The organism is Bacillus sp. B1-WWTP-T-0.5-Post-4 (assembly GCF_009183795.1).
GTDB classification, from domain to species: Bacteria; Bacillota; Bacilli; order Bacillales; family Bacillaceae_G; genus Bacillus_A; species Bacillus_A cereus.
On sequence record NZ_WEIJ01000006.1, the window covers coordinates 23,314 to 36,977 of the forward strand.

Below are 13,664 nucleotides of genomic sequence, written 5' to 3' on the forward strand. Positions count from 1 at the left end.
GCAGATGTTTAAGAAGAAGGAGAAAAAAAACATTTACGTTAGATTGGTAAACACACAAGGGGAAATCATTCGAGAGTTTAATTGTACAGAAAAAGACTTGCGAAAAGTAAAAGAAAATGGTACTGAAATTCGTTTGGTTGGAGATAACTCATATGAGATGGTAGCACCGATGAGCAACTAGAAAAACTAGCAAGAGCTGAAGCAGAAATCGAAGCGGAAATTAAGGCATGGGAAGATGCTTTAAATGAGAGTTTGGATGAACGCGAAGAAAGAGAAGCGAGACAGAAGGAATTGAAAGAAAAGAATAAATGGAGTACAAAGAAGAAAGTAATCGTATTTGGACTGATATTCTTTGTATTTATTGGATTACCTATTATCGAAGGGTATCAAAATAGTAAACTAGTTGAAGAAGGTACATCATTACATGCAGAAATTGTAGGTAGGCATGTAGAGAAGGAATTCATGTTTACACACCCCACATTAGTAGTTGAGATAGACGGTAAAAAGCATAATGTATGGGTAAGTGAAGAGACATATAACGGAGCAGAGTGGTTAGGTAGACTAAAAGTCATCAAAACAAAAGATGGTAAAGTTGAGAAAGACCCTAGATATGAGGGGGAAGACTTAATTACGAGTTATTAAGCAGTATGTTTTTAATATTCGCTGCTCAAATTAAATAACATTATTATTTGCAAAAATCGAATCCATTAAAATAAAAAACAAATTTTAAATAACTGTAATAACCTCCTAGCATATTGTTGATGGGAGGTTATCACCTTTCTGAAGATAAAATTAAAGAGCTATATTATCTCGATACAATTGTGATGACAGTAATGTTTTTACTAAGTGAGTGCAGTTTCGGGGAAACAAAAATAGAGTATGAGGGATATGCTTAAGTGAAAGAGAGAAGAATATTTAGAGCTTTTGAGGAGAAAGAAGGCTATTTGAACTATCAAAAGCATTCTGATTATGTACGGTAATTATACATAAAAGGTTATCTAAATTTAGTTACACAAAGATGAATGTACTTAAAAAGTTAGATTACATATAGTATATGTAGGTTTCTTATTTATAGGAGCAGTGATTGTTCATATTGTGACAACGATTGATACGTTTAATCAGGCAAGTGAAGGTGCATTTAGCATGAATGAAAGATCCGCTTCCTTTTTTAGTAAAACAAAAGGAACTATGATGAAAGTAACTTCAATATACGCATTAATCCTACTTATTTTGATTTATTTTCATAATGATTATGCGATTGATACTTTTATTGGATATGTAATAGGTACTGTTTTACTGTACAAAGTAGCCGTTGGTGCAGCGAAATTCCAGTTATTGGTGTACTGTAGATTCAAATTTAAATCATTTAATATTACGTGGGAAGAGAATGAGAGAATGCATGGGAGAATTCGAAAGCAAAATAAAAAATCCAAATCGAAAAGTAAATAAGAGTGAAATAGAATTGATGTGAATGAAAATTATTTAAACTGTATAGAAGGTGAAAAACTGAATGTGGAATATAAAAGAAAAAGATTTAGATGAATTTAAAATAACATGTAGAAACCGTTTAAGTCCTGAAGCTGCTGTAGGTTTTATGCTAGGCTCAATCATATACACCTCATTAATCATGTTAGGTGTAATTTATGGTTTGGTGAAATTTGGTTGGTCAGTATATCCTAGTTTACTAGAGGAAACAATTATTAAAATAGAGTTATGTTTGTATAGCTTACAAATCATTTTTCTTATTGTATATTTATTTCCCAAAGCCCGTTTTAGATTTCAAAAGTTACAAGCTATTGTTATATTGTTATATTGTTATATGCACTTCAACTTGCGACTATAGGATTTGTAACAGTAGTTGTTTCGAGTATTTTCGGTTATTCAAATGATCGTGTTACATTGACTTATGTAGCTTTATTATTGTTAGGAGCTTTTATTATTCACATTTTTACAACAATTAATACCTTTAAGCAAGCTAGCAAAGGCGCATTTAGTAAGTGGGAAAATTCAGTTTCATTTTTTAGTAAGACAAAAGATTTATTAATGATTGCCTCTATACTATATGTATTAACTCTCTTAATCTTAATTTATATTAATAATGATTATACGATAGAGCAAATAGGTTGGTATGCCGTATTGACCCTTATACTATATTCGGTAGCCATAGGGGCAGCAGAGTTCCAATTATTAGCCTATTGTAGATTTAAATTTCCATCATTTTATATTTCATGGGAGCAACACGAAAGGGAACGTCAGAAAAGACTAAAGCTTTATGAAGAAAAGGAAAAAAAGCAAGCTAAAGAAATAAAATAAGTTTTGCTTTCTGAAAATTCGAACGGAATATATAAACAATTAAGGATTGTATAAAAATCGATGCTATTAAAAATTAAAGTATCTTCAACATAATCTGTATGAGTTAATAAATACCGGTAAGTAAAGGTGAACTATATTACTATCAAAATGGGAATGTAATGAACCTAAAAATGCCTAGAGAAATCAACGGGGTGTCAGTATGAAGTTAAAGAAGAAAGCTAGGATGATGATAGTTCTGTTAATAGTATCAAGTTTATTAAGTGGATGTGGTTTTGGGGAGACGAAGATAGAATATGAGCCATTTGTCAAAGCTTTGGATGAAGGTGACATGAAAAAGGTTATGTCCGCTAGTGATGATGGATATGCGTATGTGAAACAAAGAGGTATATATAGTACATATGAACAAAAGGAAGATGGAGAGCATAGAAAAACAATCTATCAAACTTCGGAAGGGATATATAATACGAAAGATAAAAGTTTATATGGAAGTACAACACAAGCGGTTACTTCAGCAGTAGACAGCAAAGATAATAAAGAAGAAGTTGTTTATCGTACCAATATTATGTATAAAAATGGACAGGTACAAAGTCCGGAATCGAATCTGGATGTTTCATATGTGAACTTAATTGTAGATCGTTTAAAAGGGATAGGGAAACTAAAGATGAAGCCCGGGGATGATATAAAAAAGTTTGATCAGCCTAGTACTGTTGGATACAAACTAACTGAATTAGAGTTTCAGAGTATCATTAATGATAAGTTGAAAATACAATATGATGAATATGATGGTGGATCAATCGCATTGCATATTGATTCTAAAAATGGTTCAAAGCAGATATTGGAAGTAAGTATTGTAATAAATTATAAGAAAAGAAATGATGAAGGCAAGTTAGTAAAATACATATCACAAATACATACATCTTTTGATAGTCACCAAGGTAATAACCAAGATGCGAAACAGGAATATATTGATTTTAAAGCAAAGTATAATAAGACGCAGTAATATTTAGAAGGGCATTTGTACGTAAAGATAATAGCGACATAAGTGTGATAAATGTTTCATAAATATAGTGGAAAGAATTTGAGGATAAACGCCCCAATTGCTGGAGTAGATGCAACAACTGGGGCGTTTATCTGTCTAAATTTAGCTTGAATACATGACATGTTTTAGTTAGGGGCACGGCTTTACAAGTAGTTTCTCCATCTTCATAATAACGGTGTGAGTTATTTTGTAATTTGCTTGTATTACTAAGTTACGACTATTTCCTCTTATAGAGTTACTTCTTATTATCGATACATCGTCCACATTCCAATGTCTTTAAATCCTAGTCGTTTATAAATTCGTCCAGCAACTGGATTGTTATAAAATAAACAAAGTGTTCGGCTTTCTTTCGTAAAGTCTTGAATCATTTTTTGTAATATGAGTGAAGCAAATCCATTTCCACGATAATTCGGGTGTGTACATACACCAACTACCATAGCGGATAATGAATTTTCAGCGGAAGTAGAGGTGGATGCGATGATCACGCCGTCTTTTTCAATATAGTATGTGCGTCCTGTATTCGTTTCGATAGCCTGCCTTAATATTTTCTCTGATTCATTGGTAGTCGGAAATTCAGCAATGTCACTTCGTAATTTCATAATTCGTTCTATATCATCGAGTGACGCAAGTTTAATCGTTTCATGAATAGGCGTGTCAGGTAAGTTGTTGTCATTTAGACATTCACAAAAATACATTTCATTTTTGACGCCTAATTGTAGACTTGGAGCAGTTTCAAACTTTTCTACAATGGTTGACTTACCAGAGAGTTTAAGTGGCTTATATGCGGAAAGAAGTGCCTCATAATCAGTGGTAACAAAGTCTTCTTTACTATATGGTATAAATGAATCGTGGAATCGGAGTAAAATTGATTTTAATGTTCCATTCTCTTTAAATACTCCCCATAGTTCTTGAAAATCTGTGTCATAACCGAAAGCTTCAATATCTCCAATAATAAACAAGTTAAGGGCTGCTTCTTCTTTTAGATAAGCGAATACTTGTTCATGATCTTTCTTTGTTAATTTTCGCATCATAACGAATCGACCTCTTTTTTTATTTTTCTAAATATTACAACTTAAGTTTTTTGAAATCAATATAAAATTTTATGTTTAGTTCACAAACTTTCGGAAAAACTAGGAAAGATATGACAAAGGAGGTTATGAACGGTGGATCATCCAATTCAAGGGTTAATGAAAGCAGCAATGGAAAATTTAAAAGAAATGGTTGATGTAAATACGATTGTTGGAGAGCCTGTTCAAACGGCTGACGGTGGTGTGGTGTTAACGGTTTCTAAAGTAGCGTTCGGTTTTGGAGCAGGAGGTTCTGATTTCAAAACGAATGATGGACAAAGAGCAAACGGTAACGCTGCATTTGGTGGCGGTAGCGCGGGTGGTGTTTCTATTACACCAGTAGCATTTCTTGTGGTGAATAAAGATGGAGTAAATATTCTTCATTTACAAAATGCGACACATTTAGCAGAAAAAATGATTGAATTAGCTCCACAAACAATTGATAAAATTCAATCGATGTTCCAAAAAGAAGAAAAGAAAGAGGGAAATCATCATCCTCAAAACCCTGATGAAATCCTTTAAAAACGCCTGCTTATGAGCAGGCGTTTTTTCTTGTAATCACTATGTAATAAAACACATGAAATTGTAAATAGTTTTTGAAGTTTTTTCTATGTTTCTAAAATTTTTCATGTTAAAATATGCTATAGAATTGAAACATATAAAACGAAGGTGGCTAGGTGCTTTGTCTGGAGGATCTGACCAAGTAAAGAATATGATATATATTAATGGTAATCGTCGAGGTCATTGTTTTATTACATCAGGAATTACGTTTAAAGAGTTTGCGAGTAACATCCCTTCACCGCTTCATCAAGTGTTGCTTTTGAAGCACAACTTTGAATGGACGGATTTTCATTATCATACTTTATTTGAATATGTTGAGGAAGAAAATATACATAAGTTAATTCAAGCAGAGATTGATGAATTTGATGAATTTTGTTGGGTAGATTTTGATGATGCAAGCGATTTAGATGAATTAGAGCCGAAAGAAATTGCAGAATTATTATATTTGGCTCACAAAAAAGAACCACTTGCAAGAACATTCTTTCCGCTGTTGAAAAATAGATTTGTTTATTTTTCACATGATGACGGATGGTACAACAAAGTGTATTATCGTAGAATTGCTGATTTTGTAGGAATGTTAAGTAAAGTCATTCCGTATAAACTCGGTGCTTTCGGTAAGAAACGTTTTTCTTTCTTCCAAAAATCAAAAATTTTCCCAGCGATTTCAAAAGAATTGATTATGGGACTTATTCCACTAATGGAAGATGGTCTTTACATAGATTTAGCAGGGAAGATTGAGTCAAGAAGAGGTCTTGAAATTCCGGTATATGTAGTTGGTTCGTATGAAAGTACGGATGAGGTGTTAGATAATATCGATGAATTGAAAGAGGAAGCAACAGAAACAGGTTGGCTCATTTTTGATAAGAAAGAACAAGAGTGGCAATGGGTTGTTGACTAAGAAAACTTGGCGTATGAAGTCAAGTTTTCTTGTCATTTGAAAGGAGTACAAATGAAGAAATATTATACAATTGTGGGTATTATAAGTATTATTCTCGTGGCAATATTACTTATAACTTGTCCGAAAGAATCAGATTTTAAAGTGTATGTACAGGATAAGTATGCGTTGAATTGTAATGAGAGTAGTTTTGAATGCACGCAAAATGTAGATGGTAAAAAAGAAAAACTACAATTTGAAAGTACAGATGCACGAAATGGTGTATTCTTTATGACTGTAAAGCAAACATTTAAAACAGAAGCTGGTGTTTCAAAAGAATATAGCGGAGTAGGAATGTTTGGTACATTTCTTTTTGTTTCAGAGAAGACTTTCTAGTAATAGAAGGTCTTTTTTTTATGCTTATGTTCATATAGATGAAGTAAGACAAGCATAGGAGGGGTATTGATGAAGAACACATGTATTGTTTGTGGCGGTGAGGAGTTTTTTTCCTCAACGTTATATGCACGTACGAAACAAGATTGGGCATATGCACCAAACATGTATCGATTTGAAAAAGTATTTATTGAGCATCGAGACGAAGAAAATTATCCAGTGTTTCAAGAAATTACAGCGAAACATTGTTGTGGATGCGGCCATATTATGTTGTATCATGAATGAACACACCAAGCATAACTTGGTGTGTTTTTTTAAAACGCTGACAAAGCAAGCGGATAAAATAAAGTGAATAAAACAGAAAAACTACCAAAACCAATTGCTGTATATCCAAGTGTTCTTGCTCCGAAATTGACAGCTAATAGGCCAACTAAAATTGCTAGGGAGCCGAGCGTAACTGGATAAAAAGCAATGGAGAATAACGAAAGAAATAAAGCGACATAGCCTACCATTGCACCGGTATTTGTACCTTCTATCTCATTTGCAATTTCTTTACGCTTATGTCTAATTGGAATGCCAGCTGGTGATATTTCAGCTGCATACTCTTCGTTTTTTTCACCACTTTTAAAATGATGATTTCTCTTTCTTCGCATGTACATCCCTCTCTTTCAATTGGGTGTATCTATAGTATCTTTCAAAATGAGAAGAGCATGAGTATGAGTTAAACCCAAGTAAAGCAAAAAATGGAGAATACGTATTCCATCGTTAACATATCCATCTCCTATTGAAGATAAAGTGAGGGATTTTTTCCATCACGACTGATTATCAGCCAGCAACAATTGGATTTTTATGAGCAGTTCTCTCCCATTAACTGGTCCGCATCCATTGAATTTTGAGGTAGGTGTCTTACTGCAAGCGGGATAAAACAGGAATTTTGGAAAATGATGTAGAATGAAATGAGTGATAAAGCGTGAAGGTAGGGGAATGTATGACGAAATTTAATTGGCATGAATCAGCAGAAAAGAAATGGGATAGTAGCGCAGAGTTTTGGAATCAAAATAGTCAAGAGATGTGGGACAGTGGTAGCAGAAGTACAATTATTCCGTTTTTTGAACAATACGTGAAGAAAGAAGCACAAGTGCTCGATGTTGGTTGTGGTGATGGGTACGGTACATATAAATTAAGTAGCGCAGGCTATAAAGCAGTGGGAGTAGATTTATCGGAAGTGATGATTCAAAAAGGTAAGGAGCGCGGAGAAGGACCGAATTTATCTTTTATAAAAGGAGATCTTTCTGCATTACCATTTGAAAATGAGCGATTTGAATCAATTATGGCAATTAATTCTTTAGAATGGACGGAAGAGCCATTACGAGCGTTAAATGAAATAAAGCGTGTGTTAAAGAAAGATGGATATGCATGTATTGCAATTTTAGGACCGACAGCAAAGCCACGAGAGAACAGTTATCCTCGCTTGTATGGAAAAGACGTTGTTTGTAATACGATGATGCCTTGGGAATTTGAACAGTTAGCGAAAGAACAAGGTTTTAAAGTTATAGATGGCATCGGCGTATATAAGCGCGGAGTAAATGAGAAGATGTTAGGTCAACTACCTACAGAGTTACAACAATCGTTAACATTCTTATGGGTATTTATGTTAAAAAACGTATAAAGAAATGAAAGAATTTTTAGGAGGTAAATAAGTGCAGAAAATACAAAAAACTGATACAATATCATCAGAACCAATTAAAGGGGGACTAGGGTATATGACAACTACTACAACAGTGAAATCCGATATTGAAATCGCACAAGAAGCGAGTATGAAGAAGATTCAAGAAATTGCAGCTGATTTAAATATTTTAGAAGATGAATTAGAGCCATACGGGCATTATAAAGGTAAGTTATCTCTTGATATTTTTAAGCGCTTACAAGATGAGAAAGACGGTAAAGTTGTTTTAGTAACAGCGATTAACCCAACTCCAGCTGGAGAAGGTAAATCAACAGTAACAGTTGGTTTAGGTCAAGCTTTTAACAAAATTGGTAAGAAAACAGTAATTGCACTTCGTGAACCATCTCTTGGACCGACGATGGGATTAAAAGGTGGAGCAGCAGGTGGCGGTTTTTCACAAGTCGTACCAATGGAAGACATTAACCTTCACTTTACTGGAGATATCCATGCGATCACAACTGCCAATAACGCATTAGCAGCGTTTATTGATAATCATATCCAACAAGGAAACACACTTGGAATTGATACGCGTAAAATTGTTTGGAAACGCTGTGTTGACTTAAATGATCGTGCCCTTCGTAACGTAGTAATTGGTCTTGGTGGACCTGTACAAGGTGTACCACGTGAAGACGGTTTTGACATTACAGTCGCATCTGAAATTATGGCCGTATTCTGCCTTGCAACAGATATTCAAGACTTAAAAGCGCGTCTATCTCGCATCGTAGTTGCTTATAACTTTACAAATCAACCTGTAACGGTTAAAGATTTAGGTGTAGAAGGTGCGTTAACACTATTATTAAAAGACGCATTAAAGCCGAACTTAGTACAAACGTTAGAAAATACACCAGCTATCATTCATGGCGGACCATTTGCGAATATCGCTCACGGTTGTAACAGTGTTATCGCTACAACAATGGCAGCAAAATTAGGTGATTATGTTATTACAGAAGCTGGATTCGGTGCTGATTTAGGCGCTGAGAAGTTTTTAGATATTAAAGCTCGTGCAGCTGGCATTAAACCAGAAGCAGTTGTTATTGTTGCGACGATTCGTGCGCTTAAAATGCATGGCGGCGTTGCAAAAGATCAATTAAAAGAAGAAAATGTAGATGCATTAGCAAAAGGTATGGAAAACTTACAGAAGCATGTTGAAACAATTCAAAGCTTCGGTGTGCCTTTCGTAATTGCAATTAATAAATTCATTACAGATACAGATGCAGAAGTTACATACTTACAAGAGTGGTGTAATGAGCGTGGCTATGCAGTATCCTTAACAGAAGTTTGGGAGAAAGGTGGCCAAGGCGGAGTTGACCTTGCTGAAAAAGTACTAAAAGAAATCGAAAAAGGTGAAAACAACTACGCACCACTTTATGAATTAGAATTACCATTAGAAGAAAAAATTCGTACAATTGCTCAAAAAGTATATGGCGCAAAAGATATTGAATTTGCTCCGAAAGCACGTAAGCAATTAGCTCAATATGAAGGAGAAGGTTGGAGTAATCTACCAGTTTGTATGGCGAAAACACAATACTCTCTTTCTGACGATGCAACAAAATTAGGTCGTCCATCTGACTTTATCGTTACAATTCGTGAGTTAAAACCATCTATCGGTGCAGGCTTTATCGTTGCGTTAACAGGTACAATGTTAACAATGCCAGGTCTTCCAAAACAGCCAGCAGCACTTCAAATGGATGTAAATGAAGATGGAAAAGCAGTAGGTTTATTCTAAAAGGTTGTAATTCATCTCGTTTATCTGTAAACTATATATACATCAAGTGGCGCCTTTCCATCGAAAGGCGCCTGTTTTTTGGAGGAAATTATGTTTGATCCAACTGCTTTTGACAATTTAAAAGTAATCGTAGAAGGTGCTGTGTATGATTTTGATCTACATGGAGATATTCTTGTAACAGATCGAAAAGATATGATGGATCTTGCTTCATTAAGTCGTATATATCATATCTCATTTCAATTAACAGAACCGTTTGAACCATTAGTAGAAGCAACATTTTCATTATCTGTGGATGCAAAGAACTTGTCTGGTGAAATACTAGAAGTGCCTCAGTTTACACCAGGTTGTGAAATGAAGCTAGCATTTTCATTCCTGTTAGAACAACCAGAAGTAAAATGCGAAGAAATTGAAACATTAATGCGTTCTATATGGGGAAAAGAAAGAATGATTATGCAGAAAGTTTCATACGAATATAATAAGCAAGCGATTTCATATCATAATAAGGTAGAGGTTCTATTTCAAAAAGCGATTACAGAAGACCATGTTGATGATTTAATAGCTGTTATTTCACACATGATAGAAACGGTGCGAACAATACAGCATTTTCTTCAAAAATAGAGATAAAGGAGAAAAACAAATGATAAAAGATATGCAACCATTTTTACAACAAGCTTGGGAGAAGGCTGGTTTTAAAGAGTTAACTGAAATTCAAAAACAAGCGATTCCAACTATTTTAGAAGGACAAGACGTTATAGCTGAATCTCCAACTGGAACAGGAAAAACATTAGCGTACTTATTACCACTTTTACATAAAATTAATCCTGAAGTAAAACAGCCACAAGTTGTTGTTTTAGCGCCAACACGTGAACTTGTAATGCAAATTCATGAAGAGGTTCAAAAGTTTACAGCAGGAACTGAAATTTCAGGTGCATCTTTAATTGGTGGTGCAGATATTAAGCGCCAAGTTGAAAAATTAAAGAAACACCCAAGAGTAATTGTCGGTTCACCAGGCCGTATTTTAGAATTAATTCGTATGAAAAAGCTAAAAATGCATGAAGTAAAAACAATTGTATTTGATGAGTTTGATCAAATTGTAAAGCAAAAAATGATGGGCGCAGTGCAAGATGTAATTAAATCAACGATGCGCGATCGTCAATTAGTATTCTTCTCGGCGACAATGACAAAAGCGGCAGAAGATGCGGCACGTGATTTAGCAGTGGAACCACAATTAGTACGTGTAACACGTGCAGAATCAAAAAGCTTAGTTGAGCATACGTATATCATTTGTGAGCGACGCGAAAAAAATGATTACGTAAGAAGAATTATGCATATGGGCGATGTAAAAGCAGTTGCGTTCTTAAACGACCCATTCCGTTTAGATGAAATTACTGAGAAATTGAAATTCCGTAAAATGAAAGCAGCAGCTCTTCATGCAGAAGCAAGTAAACAAGAGCGTGAAGCGACAATGCGTGCTTTCCGCGGAGGGAAATTAGAAATTCTACTTGCTACTGATATTGCAGCACGCGGTATCGATATTGACGATTTAACACACGTAATTCATTTAGAGTTACCAGACACAGTAGACCAATATATTCACCGCTCAGGACGTACGGGACGTATGGGTAAAGAAGGAACTGTCGTGTCTCTTGTAACACCACAAGAAGAGCGTAAATTACTGCAATTTGCGAAAAAACTAGGCATCGTATTTACGAAGCAAGAAATGTTCAAAGGATCATTCGTAGAAACGAAACCGAAAGCACCAAAGAAAAAGAAACCAGCATTTACTGGGAAGAAAAAGCCTAGATAAATGATGGAGAAGGCGTAACTATTTGTAGTTACGTCTTTTTTGTTTGTAAACAAGTGATAATGGGAATTGTATTAGTGTTTTTAATGTGCCTATCATATATATGCTTCTACTGGGAGTATCGAAAAAAGGGTAGTTTATTTATTTGGTTTATACGAGGAAATAATATAAAAAAGTCGAATATTAAACTGACACGAAATAATAAAAAGAAGGTACACATATGGATAGGAAATTAGGAATGTTTTTGAATACGAAATATATTGAAGTAAACGAAGGAATAAAAAAGGCGAGAGAATGGGAGTTAGAATATATTCAATTGTATGCTATGAATCCGACTTTCAACTTAGCTAACATCTCAAAGATACAATGGAATACATTAAAAGAAAACTTATCTTTTAATGAGATTCAAGTCCCATCATTAGCAATTAGCTTCGGAGAAAATGGAATAATAGGAACTGAAGCTGAATGTGTAATAGAGAGTTTTAAATATATTACTGATAAAGGGTTAAGGTTAGGAGCTAACATAGTAACAGCTCATATTGGGAAAGTTCCAGATGATGAAAAAAGTGCCTACTATGATAAAATGGTACGGGTTTGTTATGAGATAGGGGAATTAGCGTTCAAATTTGGGGGATTCTTTGCTATTGAGACGGGATCTGAAAAAGCAATAGTATTAAAACGATTTTTAGAAACTGCAAACTCGAAAGGACTAGCTGTTAACTTTGACCCAGCAAATTTAATAAGTGATGTAAATGAAAATCCGGGAGAAGGTTTATTACTATTAAAAGATTATATAGTACAAACTCATATTAAAGATTGTAAAGAAGTGAAAAGTGATCGTTCAACTAAGTATATAGAAGTAGCAGCAGGAAATGGTGAAGTGGATTTCGATATATTCTTCAAAGTATTAGATGAAATCGGATTCGATGGATATAACATGATTGAAAGAAATGATTATTTTGACGAACTGGATGGGATGAGTCAGTCGATAAATTTTGCAAAGAAGTACATACCAACTCAAAAGGAATAACGATAGCATCTATAGAAAGTTACATAGAATATAAAAACAATAGGAGGAATACAAATGATTCATAAGGTCGGACAAATTATGTTATATGTAAATAATCAAGATGAGGCAGTAAATTTTTGGACGGAGAAGGTAGGGTTTCATGTAGTTGCAGAGGAAGATAATAAGCAAGGAATGAGATGGATTGAAATCGCTCCGAAAAGCGGTGCGGAAACGAGCATTATATTACATAATAAAGAAGTTATTTCGAAAATGAGCCCAGAATTGAATTTTGGTACACCGTCCTTAATGTTCTTCTCAGAAAATCTTGATCAATTATATACAGATTTAACAAATAAAAATGTTACTGTTGGAGAAATGGTAACTATGCCTTCTAGTAAAGTATTTAACTTTGCTGATAGCGAAGGGAATTATTTTGCAGTTATGGAGAAGAACCAATAATAATATTGCTATGTGAAAATCCCCCTCAAATATATTTGAGGGGGATTACATTTTTGAAGTGGATTTTTCATTAGAGAGTTGTTTAATAAAAAATACTCCTTTTTCAATAGCTGTCTCAATATAGCCAATGATTTGGTCAAACGTAAATACTTGTAAGTCTTCATGCAAATGTTGCTTTGGATATAACATATCTTCAAAAAGATACTTTCGAAATTCTAAAACGTTTTCTTTAGAAACCTCTTCAATATCCACAATGTGAGCCTCTCGATTGAGAAGAGAGAAAAGCTGTTGTTCTTGATCGTAATGATGAAGCAACTTTGCATTTAACAATTTAAAATCGTTATAGTACAGGGGTGCGATCGTTTCGTCATTCTCTATTCTATTTTTTAGCCAAGGTAGAAAAAATCCACTTAGCCAATTATCATCGGCAATGAGGTGGGTATAATAGCCTAAAATAAATGGGGAATCTATATGTGATTCATATTTATGAAAAAATGAATCATAATCTATTCTTCTCGTATAGTTCTTCGTTGTACCGGCATAAAAATGTGAGGCTCCTTTTTCTTTTTTTGAATGAACAGCATCAGGGGCTACAGCTCCAAGTAAGAAAGAAGTCTTATCGTGAATAGATAGTTTCTCAGCAATACCGTTAGCGATAATAACATGCATAATTCGTGATCCCATGAATGCCAC

At 34.3% G+C, this 13,664-nt stretch carries 14 protein-coding genes and 3 pseudogenes; 14 read left to right on the forward strand and 3 right to left on the reverse strand.

All coding sequences use genetic code 11. The features are described 5' to 3' along the window. Positions 1-4 precede the first annotated feature (4 nt). The 4 genes and pseudogenes from GBN91_RS18670 (at position 5) to GBN91_RS18685 (ending at position 3,313) form a co-directional block, all read left to right on the forward strand. A pseudogene (locus GBN91_RS18670) lies at positions 5-642 on the forward strand (hypothetical protein). Positions 643-1,047: 405 nt separating this feature from the next. Further along, positions 1,048-1,449: pseudogene (locus GBN91_RS18675) on the forward strand (hypothetical protein); the annotation flags it as partial. 61 nt (positions 1,450-1,510) lie between these two features. Next, positions 1,511-2,313 (forward strand): annotated as a pseudogene (locus GBN91_RS18680) (hypothetical protein). A gap of 199 nt (positions 2,314-2,512) precedes the next feature. Then, the gene (locus GBN91_RS18685; protein WP_152121985.1) at positions 2,513-3,313 is read left to right on the forward strand and encodes a DUF3952 domain-containing protein; all 801 of its coding nucleotides are present in this window, start codon (positions 2,513-2,515) and stop codon (positions 3,311-3,313) included. Between the two features lie 284 nt (positions 3,314-3,597). Here the strand turns inward: GBN91_RS18685 and GBN91_RS18690 are convergent, their stop codons facing one another. After that, positions 3,598-4,383, reverse strand: coding sequence for a GNAT family N-acetyltransferase (locus GBN91_RS18690; RefSeq protein WP_016122380.1), 786 nt, complete (start codon positions 4,381-4,383; stop codon positions 3,598-3,600). 132 nt (positions 4,384-4,515) lie between these two features. Here GBN91_RS18690 and ytfJ point away from each other — a divergent pair, with 132 nt between their 5' ends. From ytfJ to GBN91_RS18710, 4 genes are all read left to right on the forward strand, one after another. After that, positions 4,516-4,941: a GerW family sporulation protein gene (ytfJ, locus tag GBN91_RS18695; RefSeq protein WP_048558214.1), complete on the forward strand. Its 426-nt coding sequence runs from the start codon at positions 4,516-4,518 to the stop codon at positions 4,939-4,941. A 160-nt stretch (positions 4,942-5,101) separates the two neighbouring features. Then, a complete protein-coding gene (locus tag GBN91_RS18700; protein WP_000014087.1) occupies positions 5,102-5,878 on the forward strand; it encodes an oxalate:formate antiporter in 777 nt (258 codons plus the stop codon). A gap of 51 nt (positions 5,879-5,929) precedes the next feature. Next, complete coding sequence (locus GBN91_RS18705; protein WP_000761174.1) at positions 5,930-6,250, forward strand: hypothetical protein; 321 nt, start codon at positions 5,930-5,932, stop codon at positions 6,248-6,250. Positions 6,251-6,319: 69 nt separating this feature from the next. Beyond that, the gene (locus GBN91_RS18710; protein WP_000798747.1) at positions 6,320-6,532 is read left to right on the forward strand and encodes a hypothetical protein; all 213 of its coding nucleotides are present in this window, start codon (positions 6,320-6,322) and stop codon (positions 6,530-6,532) included. Positions 6,533-6,561: 29 nt separating this feature from the next. Here the strand turns inward: GBN91_RS18710 and GBN91_RS18715 are convergent, their stop codons facing one another. After that, a complete protein-coding gene (locus GBN91_RS18715) occupies positions 6,562-6,900 on the reverse strand; it encodes a hypothetical protein (protein WP_001253200.1) in 339 nt (112 codons plus the stop codon). A gap of 335 nt (positions 6,901-7,235) precedes the next feature. On the opposite strand from GBN91_RS18715, the gene GBN91_RS18720 reads away from it, so the two are divergent. The 6 genes from GBN91_RS18720 to GBN91_RS18745 all read left to right on the forward strand — a co-directional run bounded on the left by GBN91_RS18720 (position 7,236) and on the right by GBN91_RS18745 (position 12,971). Continuing rightward, positions 7,236-7,916, forward strand: coding sequence for a class I SAM-dependent methyltransferase (locus tag GBN91_RS18720; protein ID WP_016122383.1), 681 nt, complete (start codon positions 7,236-7,238; stop codon positions 7,914-7,916). Positions 7,917-8,010: 94 nt separating this feature from the next. Continuing rightward, positions 8,011-9,699: a formate--tetrahydrofolate ligase gene (locus tag GBN91_RS18725; protein WP_044307460.1), complete on the forward strand. Its 1,689-nt coding sequence runs from the start codon at positions 8,011-8,013 to the stop codon at positions 9,697-9,699. 90 nt (positions 9,700-9,789) lie between these two features. Beyond that, complete coding sequence (locus tag GBN91_RS18730; RefSeq protein ID WP_140421570.1) at positions 9,790-10,317, forward strand: hypothetical protein; 528 nt, start codon at positions 9,790-9,792, stop codon at positions 10,315-10,317. Positions 10,318-10,336: 19 nt separating this feature from the next. Beyond that, positions 10,337-11,506 (forward strand): DEAD/DEAH box helicase, encoded by a 1,170-nt coding sequence (locus tag GBN91_RS18735; protein WP_000588613.1) that lies wholly within the window; start codon positions 10,337-10,339, stop codon positions 11,504-11,506. A 217-nt stretch (positions 11,507-11,723) separates the two neighbouring features. Beyond that, complete coding sequence (locus GBN91_RS18740) at positions 11,724-12,533, forward strand: sugar phosphate isomerase/epimerase family protein (protein ID WP_088362692.1); 810 nt, start codon at positions 11,724-11,726, stop codon at positions 12,531-12,533. Positions 12,534-12,587: 54 nt separating this feature from the next. Next, on the forward strand, positions 12,588-12,971 hold the full coding sequence (locus GBN91_RS18745) for a VOC family protein (protein ID WP_152121987.1): 384 nt from the start codon (positions 12,588-12,590) through the stop codon (positions 12,969-12,971). A gap of 45 nt (positions 12,972-13,016) precedes the next feature. Here the strand turns inward: GBN91_RS18745 and GBN91_RS18750 are convergent, their stop codons facing one another. Then, positions 13,017-13,655 carry a zinc dependent phospholipase C family protein gene (locus GBN91_RS18750; protein ID WP_152121988.1) on the reverse strand — a complete coding sequence of 213 codons (639 nt, stop codon included), beginning with the start codon at positions 13,653-13,655 and terminating at the stop codon, positions 13,017-13,019. Positions 13,656-13,664 lie beyond the last annotated feature (9 nt).